Origin of the sequence: Idiomarina sp. UBA3162, assembly GCF_002364475.1 — a bacterium.
Classification (GTDB): Bacteria; Pseudomonadota; Gammaproteobacteria; order Enterobacterales; family Alteromonadaceae; genus Idiomarina.
In genome coordinates, this window is record NZ_DEYI01000018.1 from 1 (window position 1) to 14,652 (window position 14,652).

General features: G+C 47.5%; 13 protein-coding genes. 9 read left to right on the forward strand and 4 right to left on the reverse strand.

Translation table 11 applies throughout. The features are described from left to right. The 3 genes from B2X00_RS02210 to ttcA all read left to right on the forward strand — a co-directional run. Window positions 1-295 (forward strand): sulfite exporter TauE/SafE family protein (locus B2X00_RS02210; RefSeq protein WP_290485928.1); only part of this gene is annotated, 295 nt, incomplete at its 5' end. Between the two features lie 78 nt (window positions 296-373). After that, window positions 374-1,300 (forward strand): universal stress protein UspE, encoded by a 927-nt coding sequence (gene uspE / locus B2X00_RS02215; RefSeq protein WP_290485929.1) that lies wholly within the window; start codon window positions 374-376, stop codon window positions 1,298-1,300. Between the two features lie 63 nt (window positions 1,301-1,363). After that, window positions 1,364-2,284 carry a tRNA 2-thiocytidine(32) synthetase TtcA gene (gene ttcA, locus B2X00_RS02220; protein ID WP_290485940.1) on the forward strand — a complete coding sequence of 307 codons (921 nt, stop codon included), beginning with the start codon at window positions 1,364-1,366 and terminating at the stop codon, window positions 2,282-2,284. On the opposite strand, the gene B2X00_RS02225 is transcribed toward ttcA, so the two are convergent. Continuing rightward, on the reverse strand, window positions 2,281-3,135 hold the full coding sequence (locus B2X00_RS02225) for a glucosaminidase domain-containing protein (RefSeq protein WP_290485930.1): 855 nt from the start codon (window positions 3,133-3,135) through the stop codon (window positions 2,281-2,283). The genes ttcA and B2X00_RS02225 overlap by 4 nt on opposite strands. A gap of 10 nt (window positions 3,136-3,145) precedes the next feature. Continuing rightward, complete coding sequence (locus B2X00_RS02230; RefSeq protein WP_290485931.1) at window positions 3,146-3,937, reverse strand: hypothetical protein; 792 nt, start codon at window positions 3,935-3,937, stop codon at window positions 3,146-3,148. An 84-nt stretch (window positions 3,938-4,021) separates the two neighbouring features. Here B2X00_RS02230 and B2X00_RS02235 point away from each other — a divergent pair, with 84 nt between their 5' ends. From B2X00_RS02235 to B2X00_RS02260, 6 genes are all read left to right on the forward strand, one after another. Continuing rightward, a complete protein-coding gene (locus tag B2X00_RS02235) occupies window positions 4,022-4,621 on the forward strand; it encodes a pseudouridine synthase (protein ID WP_290485932.1) in 600 nt (199 codons plus the stop codon). A 43-nt stretch (window positions 4,622-4,664) separates the two neighbouring features. After that, window positions 4,665-5,795, forward strand: a complete 1,131-nt coding sequence (gene mnmA, locus B2X00_RS02240) for a tRNA 2-thiouridine(34) synthase MnmA (protein WP_290485933.1) — start codon at window positions 4,665-4,667, stop codon at window positions 5,793-5,795. After that, complete coding sequence (gene hflD / locus B2X00_RS02245; RefSeq protein WP_290485934.1) at window positions 5,792-6,415, forward strand: high frequency lysogenization protein HflD; 624 nt, start codon at window positions 5,792-5,794, stop codon at window positions 6,413-6,415. Before mnmA ends, hflD begins: the two co-directional genes overlap by 4 nt. 31 nt (window positions 6,416-6,446) lie before the next feature. Beyond that, window positions 6,447-7,820 carry an adenylosuccinate lyase gene (gene purB, locus B2X00_RS02250; protein WP_290485935.1) on the forward strand — a complete coding sequence of 458 codons (1,374 nt, stop codon included), beginning with the start codon at window positions 6,447-6,449 and terminating at the stop codon, window positions 7,818-7,820. Further along, the gene (locus B2X00_RS02255; protein ID WP_290485936.1) at window positions 7,820-8,950 is read left to right on the forward strand and encodes a cupin domain-containing protein; all 1,131 of its coding nucleotides are present in this window, start codon (window positions 7,820-7,822) and stop codon (window positions 8,948-8,950) included. The genes purB and B2X00_RS02255 overlap by 1 nt, the downstream gene beginning before the upstream one ends. A gap of 153 nt (window positions 8,951-9,103) precedes the next feature. Next, the gene (locus tag B2X00_RS02260; protein ID WP_290485937.1) at window positions 9,104-10,141 is read left to right on the forward strand and encodes a Glu/Leu/Phe/Val dehydrogenase dimerization domain-containing protein; all 1,038 of its coding nucleotides are present in this window, start codon (window positions 9,104-9,106) and stop codon (window positions 10,139-10,141) included. A 17-nt stretch (window positions 10,142-10,158) separates the two neighbouring features. On the opposite strand, the gene ydiJ is transcribed toward B2X00_RS02260, so the two are convergent. Both ydiJ and ppsA read right to left on the reverse strand, forming a co-directional pair. Further along, the gene (gene ydiJ, locus B2X00_RS02265; protein WP_290485938.1) at window positions 10,159-13,194 is read right to left on the reverse strand and encodes a D-2-hydroxyglutarate dehydrogenase YdiJ; all 3,036 of its coding nucleotides are present in this window, start codon (window positions 13,192-13,194) and stop codon (window positions 10,159-10,161) included. Between the two features lie 17 nt (window positions 13,195-13,211). After that, a partial coding sequence (gene ppsA, locus B2X00_RS02270; protein ID WP_290485939.1) for a phosphoenolpyruvate synthase occupies window positions 13,212-14,652 on the reverse strand: 1,441 nt, incomplete at its 5' end.

Below are 14,652 nucleotides of genomic sequence, written 5' to 3' on the forward strand. Positions count from 1 at the left end.
GCAAGGACTACTACCTGCCTACCTTGCGGGCATGTTCTGGGGCTGGTTGCCGTGCGGTTTAGTGTACAGTGCTTTAAGTTACGCTGCAGTTTCGGGGAGTGCCGCTAGTGGTGCTGGATACATGGCTTTATTTGCTTTAGGCACGTTTCCCGCAATGGTTGGCCTTGGGCTAATTAGTCAGCATGTTGCGCAACTATTTAGAAGCCAAGGGGTGAGAACAGCCTTAGGCGTAATGATGCTTATCTACGGCCTATGGTCGCTTTTGATCGTAATCAAAGCGTTGCTACACGGTTGATGCTGATCACTGGTATAGCACCCATTATTACGCTAAATTGATGGTATCTATCATTGATTATGCATGTGGGAGAATAACATGGAACGGTTCAAACGGATTCTCGTCGTGGTTGACCCCGCAGATGAAGAACACAAGGCGATTAATCGCTCATTGCATATCGCGCGCTTAACACAAGCAAAAATCAGCCTATTTCTCTCTATTTATGATTTCTCTTACGAAATGACAACAATGTTGTCGCGCGATGAGCGCGATACCATGCGCACCAATTTAATCGCTGATCGTCGAGCGTGGGTCACCGACTTACTTGAAGGTTTCGATACCGAAGGTGTTGATATCGATATCACCGTGGTATGGCACAATCGTCCATTTGAGGCAATCATTGAACATGTGCAAAAGCTTGAAGCCGATTTACTCGTTAAAGCGACACAAGTCCAGCCTAGCTTTCAAAACCTATTGTTTACGCCGACAGACTGGCACTTATTACGAAAAGCCCCCTGCCCGGTTTTGCTAGTCAAAGAACATGCGTGGCCACAGCATGGGCAAGTATTAGCCGCCATCCACAGTGGTTCAGAGGAACAGGATCACAAGGCGCTTAATGACCGCGTGGTTGATACAGCACAAGCGATTACGCAAGTTCTTAATGCCAGTTTGCATTTAGTCAATGCCTACCCAACCGCACCTATTAACGTAGCGGTTGAGATTCCAGAGTTTGACGTGACCCAATACAGTGACGAATTAGAACGACATCACAAGAACGCTATGGCGAATTTCGCCCGCAAACACCACATTCCAATCTCGCAACAACACGTTGAACAAGGCCTTCCCGAACAAGTGATTCCCGACTTAGCTAAACGACTTGATGCTGAACTCGTAGTGCTTGGCACAAAGGGCCGAACAGGCTTTTCCGCTGCTTTGTTAGGTAATACGGCTGAACATGTGCTTGAGCGTCTTAACTGCGATGTCCTTGCCATTAAGCCTGCGGACTTTAAATCGCCAGTGGCATAATACAAGGGGGTTCGCTATAATCGCGCCCTATTTTTGAACACACTAATATAGGCACGAATGGGTATGCAAACGGAGCGCACTGAAGCGAAAAAACAGTATGGTTTTAACAAACTGCAAAAGCGCATCCGCAGAGAAACCGGAAAGGCGATTCAACAGTTTTCGATGATCGAGCATAACGATAAGATCATGGTTTGCCTGTCGGGCGGCAAAGATAGTTACACACTACTTGATACCTTAATGTACCTGAAACGTGTCGCACCCATTCATTTCGATATTGTTGCGGTTAACCTAGACCAAAAACAACCCGGTTTCCCTGAGCATGTGTTACCTAATTACCTCGATAGCATCGGCGTCGATTACGAGATTGTTGAAGAAGATACCTACAGCATCGTAAAGGACAAGATTCCCGAGGGTAAGACGACTTGTTCGTTGTGCTCACGGTTGCGTCGCGGGATTTTGTATAAAACAGCAAAACGGCTCGGCGCAACAAAGATTGCATTGGGCCACCACCGCGATGACATGATAGAAACACTCTTTTTAAATATGTTTTACGGCGGTAAGCTTAAATCGATGCCACCTAAATTAGTCAGTGACAATGGTGAGCATGTGGTAATCCGTCCGTTGGCTTTTTGCCGCGAAAAAGATATTGCACGTTACTCCGAGGCAATGGAGTTTCCAATAATTCCGTGTAATTTGTGTGGTTCACAGGAAAATCTCCAGCGTAAAAATATCAAAATGATGTTGAATCAGTGGGATCGTCAATTCCCTGGACGTATCGAGAGTATCTTTACAGCGATGCAAAACGTCACACCGTCTCATTTGGTGGATAATGAGTTATTTAACTTTGATGCGGTCAAAGCCACGGGCGTAGAAACAAAAGAAGGCGACACCGCGTTCGATGCGCCTTCTTTTAATCAATCCTTCACACCCGAAGATGACGACGAGCCAATTTCTTCAGCTATTCAAATTACACAGATCGCCTAATTCGCCGTGGTGGCGGATTGTTCCGCCGCCGCATCATCTTGCTCGATGATCGCATCGACGATCGGCCGATTGACCCGAATCATAGCTTTAAGCTCATCAATATACTCTTGTCCGCGTTCGGAATAACTATGCAAACCACTGAGTAACGGAATCGCTCGCACTTGCTCATCACGTTCACGCATGACTTCACGAATTTGGCGCAGTTCTAGGTATGGGTTATGAGTATTTATATTACGCATATAACTCCGAACTGACTGCGCGACGTGGTCGAACTTCGCCACTTCATGGTTCATGCCGTCAGGTCGTTGTTCGGGAACCAAACCGCAGCCTTCGCGATAACACCATTGGCCAAATAAGTTCAGTCCCTCTTGCGCAAATCTTGAGGTGCCCCAGGCTGACTCGTTCGCCGCTTGTACCAAAACCATCATGGTCGGAATGATATCAACGCGACGCTTAAGTACCTCAAATTGCTGCGCACTTTCGAGCGTTGGGTCAACTTCGTAATAGTCTACAAGGCGCGCAAGTTGCTTTTTATCTTGCTCGTTTTCAAACCCTCGACTATACGCACTTTCGATAGCAAATAGCTGTTGCCGTTCATGCAAAATACGTAAGTTTTCGGCCTCAATAATAGGTAGTAGATAGCGAAAAAATTCCTTCTTTTTCTCTTTTACGTCGTTGAACTCATCAAAATTAGGAATTTCAGTACGCGGTTCCAATGTGGGCACTGGCGGTAAACCATGACTCGCGACATCCCTTTCGCCTATTGGCTTCTCATATTTACTGAAAAACGGTAATAACAACGCGGCAATACATACCAAAATAAAGAAAATGATGAATAATTTTTTTCGCATTCGAGCTCCTTTAAGCAGTCCAGTCGTCGGATTGGTTTGATTGTGAAGGTGGTTGCAAACGCACACTAACACCGACGATTTGGCGATAAACTAAACCTAATAAGTTCACTAAATAAGGGATCAGAACAAAAAGCAATAAGCCATATGTAATGAGACCCATGATAAATACGATATAAAAAACAAATGTAAGGCCAATAAAAAATGGTAAATGATAATGTGTAATACGGATCGAATAGTAAATTGCGTTCAATGGCGATATGCGCCGCTCAACAACCAAAGGTAGTGCTAAACAGAAAATGGCTGACGTATAGAGCACGACTACATAGCCCACTAAAGGCGAAATACTTGCTGCCAACCAGACAAATAGTTGCGAGATCAAAGTGGTGATAACCCCTGTAGCAATGAGCGCTGTCACGGACTCAAAACCCTTAAAAATATGCAAACCCTTGGTCGGTATATCAATACTGTGACGTATCCCCATCAGTATGATGCCGCCAAATAACGGCGCAGCAATCGCCGTGCTAAATAATGCCAAACCCAAACTTTGTAGGGGCGTCATGTTATTAACAGCCTCGGGTGATGAAAGGACCGACATGGGCATCACCATTTGGATAATCGTGACCACAACTAGAAGCAAAGCGAGGAAACTGATCATCGCAGTGACCAGCGGCCAAAAATGACGTCCTGTAATAGCGAACGCCTCCTTAACCCACTGCACCACGTGAATACGGTAATTTCCCTTTAACGCTTCCGCTAAATCGCCGCCTACAATCATTTGTTCTTTTGATTCATTTTGCTGCAATTTCGACCCCATTAAGCTCTAAACATTTGATATAATTGACACCAATCATCGATTTTACCATCGATTCTGTAGCTGAGGAAATTTATGCCCAATCAACCTCGACGTAAGCGCAGTCCGCGACGTCCTCGTCCGGTAAATCCGAAACTGGTTTTACTGAATAAACCTTATGGCGTACTCAGCCAGTTTTCCGGCGAGCCTGACGACGTGACCTTAAAGGACTTCGTACCACACTCTAATGTTTATCCTGCCGGTCGCCTTGATAAAGATAGCGAAGGCTTAATGTTGCTGACAAATGATGGTGTCTATCAGGCACGGCTTGCTAACCCGAAGTATAAAGTTGCTAAGACTTATTGGGTGCAAGTTGAGGGGATTCCCGATGAAGCGCAATTAGCAGCATTGCGTAATGGTTGTGAATTAAACGACGGACTTACCAAGCCTGCACACGTTTTTACTATTGATGAGCCTACAGGTTTGTGGCCGCGCAACCCACCAGTGCGCGAGCGGAAAACAGTGCCCGATTCATGGTTATGCCTATCAATTACCGAAGGTAAAAATCGTCAGGTTCGCCGTATGACAGCTCACGTAGGATTACCTACGCTCCGATTAATCCGCGCTCAAATTGGTCCATTTAAGTTGGCGGGATTACAGCCTGGAGAATGGCGTGAAGAACCTCCAGTGTGGTAAACTCTGCCACCAGCGTTCCGTGTAGTAACAGAGACAAAGAATCATGACTGAGTCCGAAAAAAAACCCAGTGAAACCAAAGTCATCGTCGGTATGTCTGGCGGTGTAGACTCTTCCGTATCCGCCTACCTGCTTCTTCAACAAGGCTATCAAGTCGAAGGGTTGTTTATGAAGAACTGGGAAGAGGATGATGACGATGAATATTGTGCCGCCGCCGATGATCTCGCCGACGCAGAAGCCGTGTGCGAAAAACTGGGCATTGAGCTACACACCGTTAATTTTGCTGCGGAATATTGGGACAATGTGTTTGAGCACTTCTTAGAGGAATACAAAGCTGGTCGAACCCCTAACCCTGACATCATGTGCAACAAAGAAATCAAATTTAAAGCATTTCTGGAATTTGCAGCAGAAGCCTTAGGTGCTGACTACATTGCTACCGGTCATTACGTAAGACGCGCCTTACGTGACGGAAAGTGGCAGTTGTTACGCGGTTTAGATAATAATAAAGATCAGAGCTATTTTCTTTATACGTTGAGTCATGAGCATGTCGCACAGACCCTGTTCCCTGTGGGTGAGCTCGAAAAACCCGAAGTGCGCCGTATTGCCGAAGAACAAGGTCTAGTCACTGCCGACAAAAAAGATTCAACGGGTATCTGTTTTATTGGTGAGCGTAAGTTTAAGGACTTTTTGCAACAATACCTCCCTGCTCAGCCTGGTACGATCGAGAGTGTCGATGGTGACATACTCGGCGAACATGAAGGTCTGATGTATCATACCATAGGCCAGCGTAAAGGGCTTCATATAGGTGGTTTAGCTGATGCCGGCGATGACCCGTGGTATGTCGTTGATAAAGATGTCGAACGCAACGTACTTGTGGTTGCTCAAGGCAAAAATCACCCGCGTTTGTTCTCAAAAGGCTTAGTTGCAAACCAGCTACATTGGGTGAGCCGAGAGGTAATCAGTGAACCATTACGGTGCGTTGTGAAAACGCGCTATCGCCAGGCGGATATTCCATGTCAAATCACACCCGCTGAAGATGGACGTATCGAAGTCGTATTTGACGAACCTGTCGCAGCGGTAACGCCTGGACAGTCGGCAGTGTTCTATATCGACGAGGTCTGCCTAGGTGGCGGTATCATTGAGCAACGTATTACCGATTTTGAGGTTCGTTTATGAACGATTGGCAACAACGCGTTGTTGCTCTAGCGGGCATGGCGCAAGCCGCCATCGCCGTGCAACAGGCGGCACGGACGGGTCGGGTGCATCACGAAGCGGTCGTGGATACCTTACTTAATAGCGTGCTTAATTTAGAACCCGAATCAACAGAAGCGGTGTATGGTGGTGTTGAAGGGGTACGGCCAGGATTGATTTTACTCGCTCAACAATTTCGCAATAATGCTCAGCGTGACCTTGAGATCACTCGCTATATGGTGGGGATGGTTCACCTATCTAGACGTTTGCTAAGCCAGCCCAAGTCTCTTGACTTATTAGCCGAGCGTTTGCACCAAGTTGGCCGCCAATATTATGAGTTCGGCTTTGACAAACACCATGTAACGGCGAGCTTAGCTTCGATTTATCGTGAAGTCATCAGCCCCCTAGGACAGCCCATTAAAGTTAATGGTAGCCCGCAGATCCTGCAGCAAGAGGCCCATCAACACCTCGTTCGCGCCCTACTATTATCAGGTGTGCGTAGTGCCGTATTGTGGCAACAAGTGGGTGGTAAACGACGTCAGTTTTTATTTGGACGCAAGCGTATGCTGGCGGCCGTTACTGAACTACTTAGCGTAAGCGCATAACTTAAACTGTTTAACTTGGAGAACTTTGGATATGTTACCTTTTTCAACCCTTACGGCTATTTCGCCTGTTGACGGGCGTTATGCCAGTAAAGTTGAGCCATTACGCGCCATATTTAGTGAATATGGCCTAATCAAATACCGCGTGACTGTCGAAGTGCGTTGGTTACAAATGTTGGCTCAGCATGAGGGCATTAAAGAAGTTGCTCCACTCAGCGATGAAGCGAATCAACGCCTCAATGCGATCGTTGAAACATTCAGCGTTGAAGATGCTGAGCGTGTAAAAGAAATAGAGCGCACAACAAACCATGACGTTAAAGCGGTCGAGTACTTGTTGAAAGAGAAAGTCGCTGACTTGCCTGAATTAGCCAAAGTCAGTGAATTTATTCACTTTGCTTGCACGTCAGAGGATATCAACAACCTATCACATGGCTTAATGCTTACAGCCGCGCGTGACGACGTCTTAGTGCCTGTCATGCAAGAAATTGTCGACACAGTAAAAGCAAAAGCACGTGAATACCGCTCGGTAGCAATGATGGCGCGTACCCACGGCCAACCGGCGACACCAACTACTATGGGTAAAGAGTTTGCTAACGTCGCTGTACGATTGCAACGTCAGCTTGAGCAAGTGCGCGCAGTCGCACTGATGGGGAAAATCAACGGTGCAGTGGGTAACTACAACGCACACTTAGCGGCTTACCCCAATGTTGATTGGCACCAGGCTTCAGAACAGTTCGTGACTTCTTTAGGCCTGACTTGGAACGCTTACACCACCCAAATCGAACCGCATGATTATATCGCCGAATTGTTCGACGCGGTCGCACGCTTTAATACCGTGCTAATCGACTTTGATCGAGACTTATGGGGTTATATTGCACTTAACCACTTTAAACAGAAAACGATTGCCGGCGAAGTGGGCTCTTCAACCATGCCGCATAAAGTAAATCCAATCGATTTTGAAAACTCCGAAGGCAACTTAGGCATCGCCAATTCAGTTATGAGTCACCTCGCGCAGAAGTTGCCTATTTCACGTTGGCAGCGTGATCTAACGGACTCCACCGTATTGCGTAATCTAGGTGTCGGTATTGCCCACGCGGTGATCGCTTATCATGCATCGCTGAAAGGTTTAAGCAAGCTTGAAGTCAATGAATCGGTATTAACAGCCGAGTTAGATGCAAACTGGGAGTTGATGGCCGAGCCCGTACAAACGGTGATGCGTCGCTACGGTGTTGAAAAGCCGTACGAGAAACTCAAAGAGCTCACACGCGGTAAGCGTATTAAGCCGGCTGACTTAGTCGCTTTCATCGATGCGCTCGATGTCCCTGAAGCCGCGAAAGATGAAATGAAAGCGATGTCTCCGATGAACTACATTGGTCGTGCCGAAGCATTTGTAGACGAGCTCAAGTAATGCACTTACAGAATGTCGATAAGCAAGCCTTTCTAGACTCTGACTGGCAACAGCGCCCGCGCTTGTTTAAGCGTGGGCTCGCCAACGTTGACTTGATTGAACCCGAGATTTTAGCGGGGCTGGCCATGGAAGATGGCGTTGATGCTCGTATTATCGAGCATCGAGATCAAAGCTGGTCCGTGTCTCACGGCCCTTTCGAAGAGTACGAATCACTCGGCGAAGAGGATTGGACGTTACTCGTGCAAGCGGTCAATGAATGGATGCCCGATGTCCACTCGCTGTTGCAGGCGTTTCGTTTTTTACCCGAGTGGCGCATTGATGATGTGATGGTGAGCTTCTCCGTTGCAGGCGGTGGCGTTGGACCACACGTTGACGAATACGATGTGTTTATTGTGCAAGGTGCGGGTCGTCGTCATTGGCGCGTGGGTGCACGTCAGTCGACTACGCCCACTTATCCGTGCGAGGATCTCAAGCAGATCAAAGAGTCCTTTGATGCGGTCATCGATGAAGTATTAGAACCCGGTGATGTTCTATATATTCCAGCCGGCTGCCCACATGATGGTATCGCACTTGAACCTTGTCTCAATTATTCGGTTGGTTTCCGCGCGCCGAATCAGGCCGAATGGCTTGCTCAGCTCGCTGACATGGCATTACAGACTGAGCAACTTAAACAACGTTACACCGATCCGAACCTTTTGAGTGATAACCCAAGTCATATCGTAACTGAAGCGCAGCTAAGTCACGTCAAGCAACTCCTTAAATCAGCGATTGAATCGAGCGATTTTGATGAGCTCATTTTACGTGCTCAGTCGATGAGCAAGCGCCCTCTTCCTGAACCCGAGTTGCCGATGGTAGCCGAACAAGTGCCAGCCTTGCTAACGATGGATAATGCAGCCGTCGTTCGTACACCAGGTTCGCACTTGCTGAAGCATTTTGATAAACCACAGTACTTTGCTAACGGTGAGTTGTTTACGGTGACGACTGAAGCCGATGCTCTGGCCAAACAGCTTGCAGAGCTTTCGGACGAAAAAGCGATTACTGAATTGGCGCCTCTTTGCGTTGATATGTGCGGCCGAGAGCTACTGGCATGGTTAGTCAATCAGGGTGTTATCGAACTTTTAATTGACTAATTTTTGTTAACAAGTTGCCGTTTACGTCAACTGTAAACATCAGTTGCTAAACACCCGTTTGAATAACGATTTTAGTTTTGTTTTTTAGTAGCGCGTTAACATTCCAAGTGGTAATGTGCGCGCAATTTTGAAAACCAATGAGGATGGAAATTCATGTCTCTATTTGAGCATATTGAATTCGATAATCACGAACAAGTAACCTTCTGCCATGATGAAGAGTCTGGCCTTAAGGCTATTATTGCCGTTCACGATACAACGCTCGGCCCGAGCTTGGGCGGTACGCGTTTATGGAATTACGCTTCATCGGCTGAAGCATTAACCGACGTGCTGCGTCTTTCACGTGGTATGACCTATAAAAGCGCCATGGCTGGCCTTCCTCTAGGTGGCGGTAAAGCTGTGATCATCGGCGATGCTAAAACCATTAAAAGTGAAGCCCTATTCCGTGCTTACGGTCGTTTCATTGAAACCTTAGGTGGCAAATATATCACCGCTGAAGACGTCAACATTCGTACTGCGGATATCGATATCGTTGCTAAAGAAACGAACCATGTTGCTGGTACTGCAGATAAAGCAGGCGATCCATCGCCTCATACCGCACTCGGTACTTATTTAGGCCTAAAGGCTGCAGCAAAACACCGTTTAGGTTCTGATGACCTTAATGGCGTAACGATTGCAGTGCAGGGTCTAGGTGCTGTTGGTTATGACTTTGCCGAATACTGTGCAAAAGAAGGCGCGAAGTTGATCGTAACGGACATCAATGAAGACGCTATGCAACGAGCTAAAGATGAGCTCGGTGCACAGGTTGTGGGTCTTGACGAAATCTATGGCGTCGACGCTGACGTGTACGCGCCATGCGCACTCGGTGCAACGATTAACGACGAAACGCTTAAGCAGTTAAAAGTGAAGATCATCGCGGGTAGTGCGAACAATCAGTTAGCGACTCCAGCACACGACCAGAAAGTTAAAGACATGGGTATTCTATACGCACCTGACTATGTCATTAACGCAGGTGGTGTTATCCACGTTTGTTCTGAAGCGGCTAACTTCTCACTTGAAGAGACTGACAAACGTGTGCGTGATATCTACAACACACTCGATAAGCTCTTTGCACGTGCCAATGAAGAAAACCGTCCAACCGGCGAATTGGCCGACGAGATGGCGCGCGAAATCATCGCTAACGCGAAAAAATAACAGCGCAACGAGCTACCTTAGTGATTAAGGTAGCTCAGAATAACTTCGAGCGGGTGTCTCACCCGCTTGCCTTCCAAACGTTTCACCTGCGAGCGACAAGAGAATCCAGTCGCCGTAATACCACTCGTTCCGTACTGTTTAACCGCTTCAGCCCAATCCATTTGATACAACGCAATGCTCTCTTTCAAGTTGCTGCGTTCATGCCCAAATGTTCCGGCCATACCACAACAGCCCGCTTGGACAATATCGAGCTGTAAGCCAACACTGGTAAATAGCGCCTGCCAGTGCTTTGCTGACTCGGGAATGAAGCTCTGCTCGGTGCAGTGTAACAGCAAACCGTAACGGCGATGACTGCTCTCGAGTTCGAGTTTCTCCGCCTTGCCCTGTAACCACTCAATGACTGTTTGCACGTTCAATGCTTCAGCTTTATCACCTAACACGTGGTGATACTCGTCGCGGAATACCAATGCGGTGGACGAATCAACACCCACGCGTTCAATTTCGGTATCGAACAAGGGCGCTAGGTATTCATAAACACGTTCAGCCGTTTGCTTAAACTCCGATAAAAAGCCTTTCACATGTTGAGCTTTACCCTGTCCTACAAAGGGTATCAATACAGGTTGATAACCCAGACGAGCAGCGAGTTGCGCGAAAGAATGCACGATCTCAGCTTCATAAAAGCTGGTGAAAGGATCTTGTACGATAGCCACCAGCTGCTGTTGCTGTTCTACTGGTAACTGGGCGAGCTCACTCGGCTCCGCGACTCGGAATTCTGACGCCTGCCACCGTTTAACCAAGTTAGGCACTGAAAATGCGGGCGTATCGACATAACCCACAACTTGTTTCAAGAAAAAGTTGCTCAGTGGATTCTTGATAATGGCATTACTAAACTTGGGATATTTCGCGCCTATCTTAGCGGTACTCTCAACGCTTCGTACTAAATGATCCTTGATAGGCCGTGGGTATCTTGAGTAGTAATGTTGTAAAAACTCAGCCTTAAATGTTGGCACGTCCACGCTCACCGGGCATTGATTAGTACAGGCTTTGCACGCCAAGCATTTGTCCATTGACGCTTTGACTTCGTGGCTGTAGTCATCTGTCGAATCGTTGCGGTTTCGCCATTTTTCAAACCAAGATACTTCGTCACCCGGTTGTTTATCTGCGCGATAATTTTGTTCCGCAGTTAAGCGCAACCATTCACGCATCAATGACGCGCGTCCTTTGGGCGACATGCGACGATCACGTGTCACTTTATACGAAGGACACATTGCTGCTTTGGTATCGTAATTAAAACATAACCCGTTTCCATTACAACTCATGGCATTGTCGTAGTAGTCACGTGTCTCAATCGGAATTTGACGGTCAAAATACCCACGCTTTTGCGCATCAACAGAAACTAACTGCGCTTCGCTGTTAAGCGGAGTAGCGATTTTACCTGGATTAAACTGGTTAAACGGGTCGGCCGCTGCTTTTACTTTTTGCAGTTCTTCATAAAGCTCCTCGCCAAAAAATTTCGGCGCATACTCTGAGCGGTAGCCTTTACCATGCTCTCCCCACATCAAGCCGCCATATCTAGCAGTCAATGCAGCTACCTTATCGCTAATTTCGCGCAATATTACTTCATCATCTGGATTAGTTAAATCCAGCGCGGGACGCACGTGCAACACCCCTGCATCGGCGTGACCAAACATTCCATAATGGAGGCTGGCATCATCTAATATATCGCGAAACTCCATTATAAACGCGGCCAACTGCTCGGGAGGCACCGCAGTGTCTTCTGCGAAAGCAACCGGTTTACGCGCACCTTTGGTCGCACCTAATAATCCGACCGCTTTTTTCCGCATCGCATAAATGGTTTGGATACTTTCTAGGTCATCGCATATTTGATACCCGATCACCCCTTTATTATCTTTAGCTTTAATAAGCTTATCTAGACGTTTACACAGCGCATCAATTTTACGCTGGTTTTCAGCTTGGTCCGTCGCGGCAAACTCGACCATGTTGATGCCATTCATGACCTGCCCCTCCACCTCTTCTAACAGCGGAGAAACGCTATGCCAGATGATGTCTTCACGGGCTAAATTCAATACATTGGAATCAATGGTCTCTACTGATGTTGCTTCAGCTTCAACTAAGAACGGTGAGTTGTTCAGCGCTGCCTGAAAGTCAGAATACTTTACGTTGATTAAAGTACGGTATTTGGGGATCGGTGTGATGTTGAGTTTTGCTTCAGTGACAAAGCCTAACGTACCTTCTGAGCCTGCGATCAGGCGCGAGAGATCGAGCGTATTATGCTCTGCATCGAACGTGTGTTTTAAGTCATACCCGGTTAAAAAGCGGTTTAACGGCGGAAACTTGGCTTCTATCGCCTCGCGCATACCCACACAGGTATTGAGTGCTTGTTTATATAACCGCCCCACCCGCGAATCGACTTCGCTGTAAGTTTGTGCCTGCTGTAAGTCGACCGGTTCACTGGCTAACAGCTCACCACCTTGCAACACCGTGCGTAACGACAAAATATGATCACTGGTTTTACCGTATACCAACGAGCCTTGGCCCGATGCATCCGTATTAATCATGCCGCCGAGCGTGGCACGATTGCTGGTTGATAAGTCCGGTGCAAAGAAATAGCCATGTGGACGCAACGCGTCGTTAAGCTGGTCCTTTACCACGCCGGTTTGTACACGCACCCAACCTTCATCCGCATTGACTTCCAACACGCGATTCATATGGCGACTTAAGTCCACCACAATGCCCGGCGTCAACGACTGTCCGTTAGTGCCCGTACCACCGCCTCGAGGGGAAAATGTCACTGAATGAAACTCATCTTGAGCTGCGAGTTTCAGTATCGTTTGAATGTCGGCTTCGTTGACAGGATAAAGGACGGCCTGCGGCAACTGTTGATAAACACTGTTATCTGTTGCCGCGATGAGCCGCCCTGAAAACGTGACATCAATCTCCCCACTAAAATCTGACTGTTCAAGCTCACCAATATATGCCTGATACAACGACGGCAGTGCGCGCTTGGCGTCTAACTTAGGGAGTTGTGTCATAACGTTTTATAGTCCTCTTACAGTTGTTCTGATAAGTACATCCAAGTTTCAATAACAGTGTCAGGGTTAAGCGAAACCGAATCAATTCCCTGCTCGACTAACCATTGAGCAAAGTCAGGATGATCTGACGGACCTTGACCACATATACCGACGTACTTACCACGTGCTTTAGCCGCTTTAATGGCCATTTCAAGCAATGCTTTAACAGCGTCGTTGCGCTCATCAAATAAGTGCGCGATTAAGCCCGAGTCGCGATCCAGTCCCAACGTTAGCTGGGTTAAATCATTCGAACCAATTGAGAAGCCATCGAACATATCAAGGAATTTATCGGCCAATAGTGCGTTTGATGGTAGTTCACACATCATGATCACACGCAAGCCGTTCTCACCTTGTTTCAGTCCCTGCTCTTCAAGCAAATCGATAACTTGGCGACCTTCCTCTAACGTACGTACGAAAGGAATCATGATTTCGATGTTGCTTAGACCCATTTCATTGCGTACACGCTTAATCGCTTCGCATTCGAGTGCAAAGCAATCGCGGAATTCCTCTGAGATATAGCGTGATGCGCCACGGAAACCGAGCATCGGGTTTTCTTCATCCGGCTCGTATTGACTACCGCCCACTAAGTTTGCGTATTCATTCGACTTGAAGTCTGACATACGAACAATAACGCGCTCCGGTGCAAACGCCGCGGCTAAGGTTGAGATCCCTTCAGCAAGACGCGCTACATAATATTCACGAGGTGATTCATAACCGGCGATCATGGTGCTGATCGTTGCTTTCAACGCATCTGGTTGATCGTCAAAGTTAAGTAATGCCTTGGGATGCACCCCAATCATGCGATTAATAATAAACTCAAGGCGTGCAAGACCTACACCCGCATGCGGTAAACCAGCAAAGTCAAAAGCACGGTCCGGGTTACCAACATTCATCATAATCTTTAATGGTAAATCCGGCATTGCATCAACGCGCGACTCAGTGACTTCAAAGTCAAGCTCGCCTTCGTAGATGTACCCGGTATCACCCTCTGCACATGACACGGTAACCGCTTGGCCATTGCTAATCAGCTGAGTTGCATTACCACAGCCTACAACCGCTGGAATGCCTAACTCGCGAGCGATGATAGCCGCGTGGCATGTACGACCACCGCGGTTGGTCACGATAGCCGCCGCGCGCTTCATAATAGGCTCCCAATCCGGATCGGTCATATCAGTAACCAGCACATCACCAGGTTGGACTTTGTCCATCTCGTCAATGCTATCCAATACGCGTGCCACACCTTTACCGATGCGCTGACCAATCGCACGACCTTCACAGACCACCGCACTGGTGTCTTGTAGTGCAAAGCGTTCGATCGCTTGCCCTTTTTGGTTGGACTGCACCGTCTCCGGACGTGCTTGTACGATATATAACTTGCCATCGATACCGTCTTTAGCCCACTCGATGTCCATCGGACGA

Bases quoted from the DNA above. Each gene is read 5' to 3' on its own strand.
- uspE (WP_290485929.1), top strand. From the start codon at position 374: ATGGAACGGTTCAAACGGATTCTCGTCGTGGTTGACCCCGCAGATGAA.
- ydiJ (WP_290485938.1), bottom strand. From the start codon at position 13,194: ATGACACAACTCCCTAAGTTAGACGCCAAGCGCGCACTGCCGTCGTTG.
- B2X00_RS02235 (WP_290485932.1), top strand. From the start codon at position 4,022: ATGCCCAATCAACCTCGACGTAAGCGCAGTCCGCGACGTCCTCGTCCG.
- B2X00_RS02260 (WP_290485937.1), top strand. From the start codon at position 9,104: ATGTCTCTATTTGAGCATATTGAATTCGATAATCACGAACAAGTAACC.
- hflD (WP_290485934.1), top strand. From the start codon at position 5,792: ATGAACGATTGGCAACAACGCGTTGTTGCTCTAGCGGGCATGGCGCAA.
- ttcA (WP_290485940.1), top strand. From the start codon at position 1,364: ATGCAAACGGAGCGCACTGAAGCGAAAAAACAGTATGGTTTTAACAAA.
- B2X00_RS02255 (WP_290485936.1), top strand. From the start codon at position 7,820: ATGCACTTACAGAATGTCGATAAGCAAGCCTTTCTAGACTCTGACTGG.
- B2X00_RS02225 (WP_290485930.1), bottom strand. From the start codon at position 3,135: ATGCGAAAAAAATTATTCATCATTTTCTTTATTTTGGTATGTATTGCC.
- mnmA (WP_290485933.1), top strand. From the start codon at position 4,665: ATGACTGAGTCCGAAAAAAAACCCAGTGAAACCAAAGTCATCGTCGGT.
- purB (WP_290485935.1), top strand. From the start codon at position 6,447: ATGTTACCTTTTTCAACCCTTACGGCTATTTCGCCTGTTGACGGGCGT.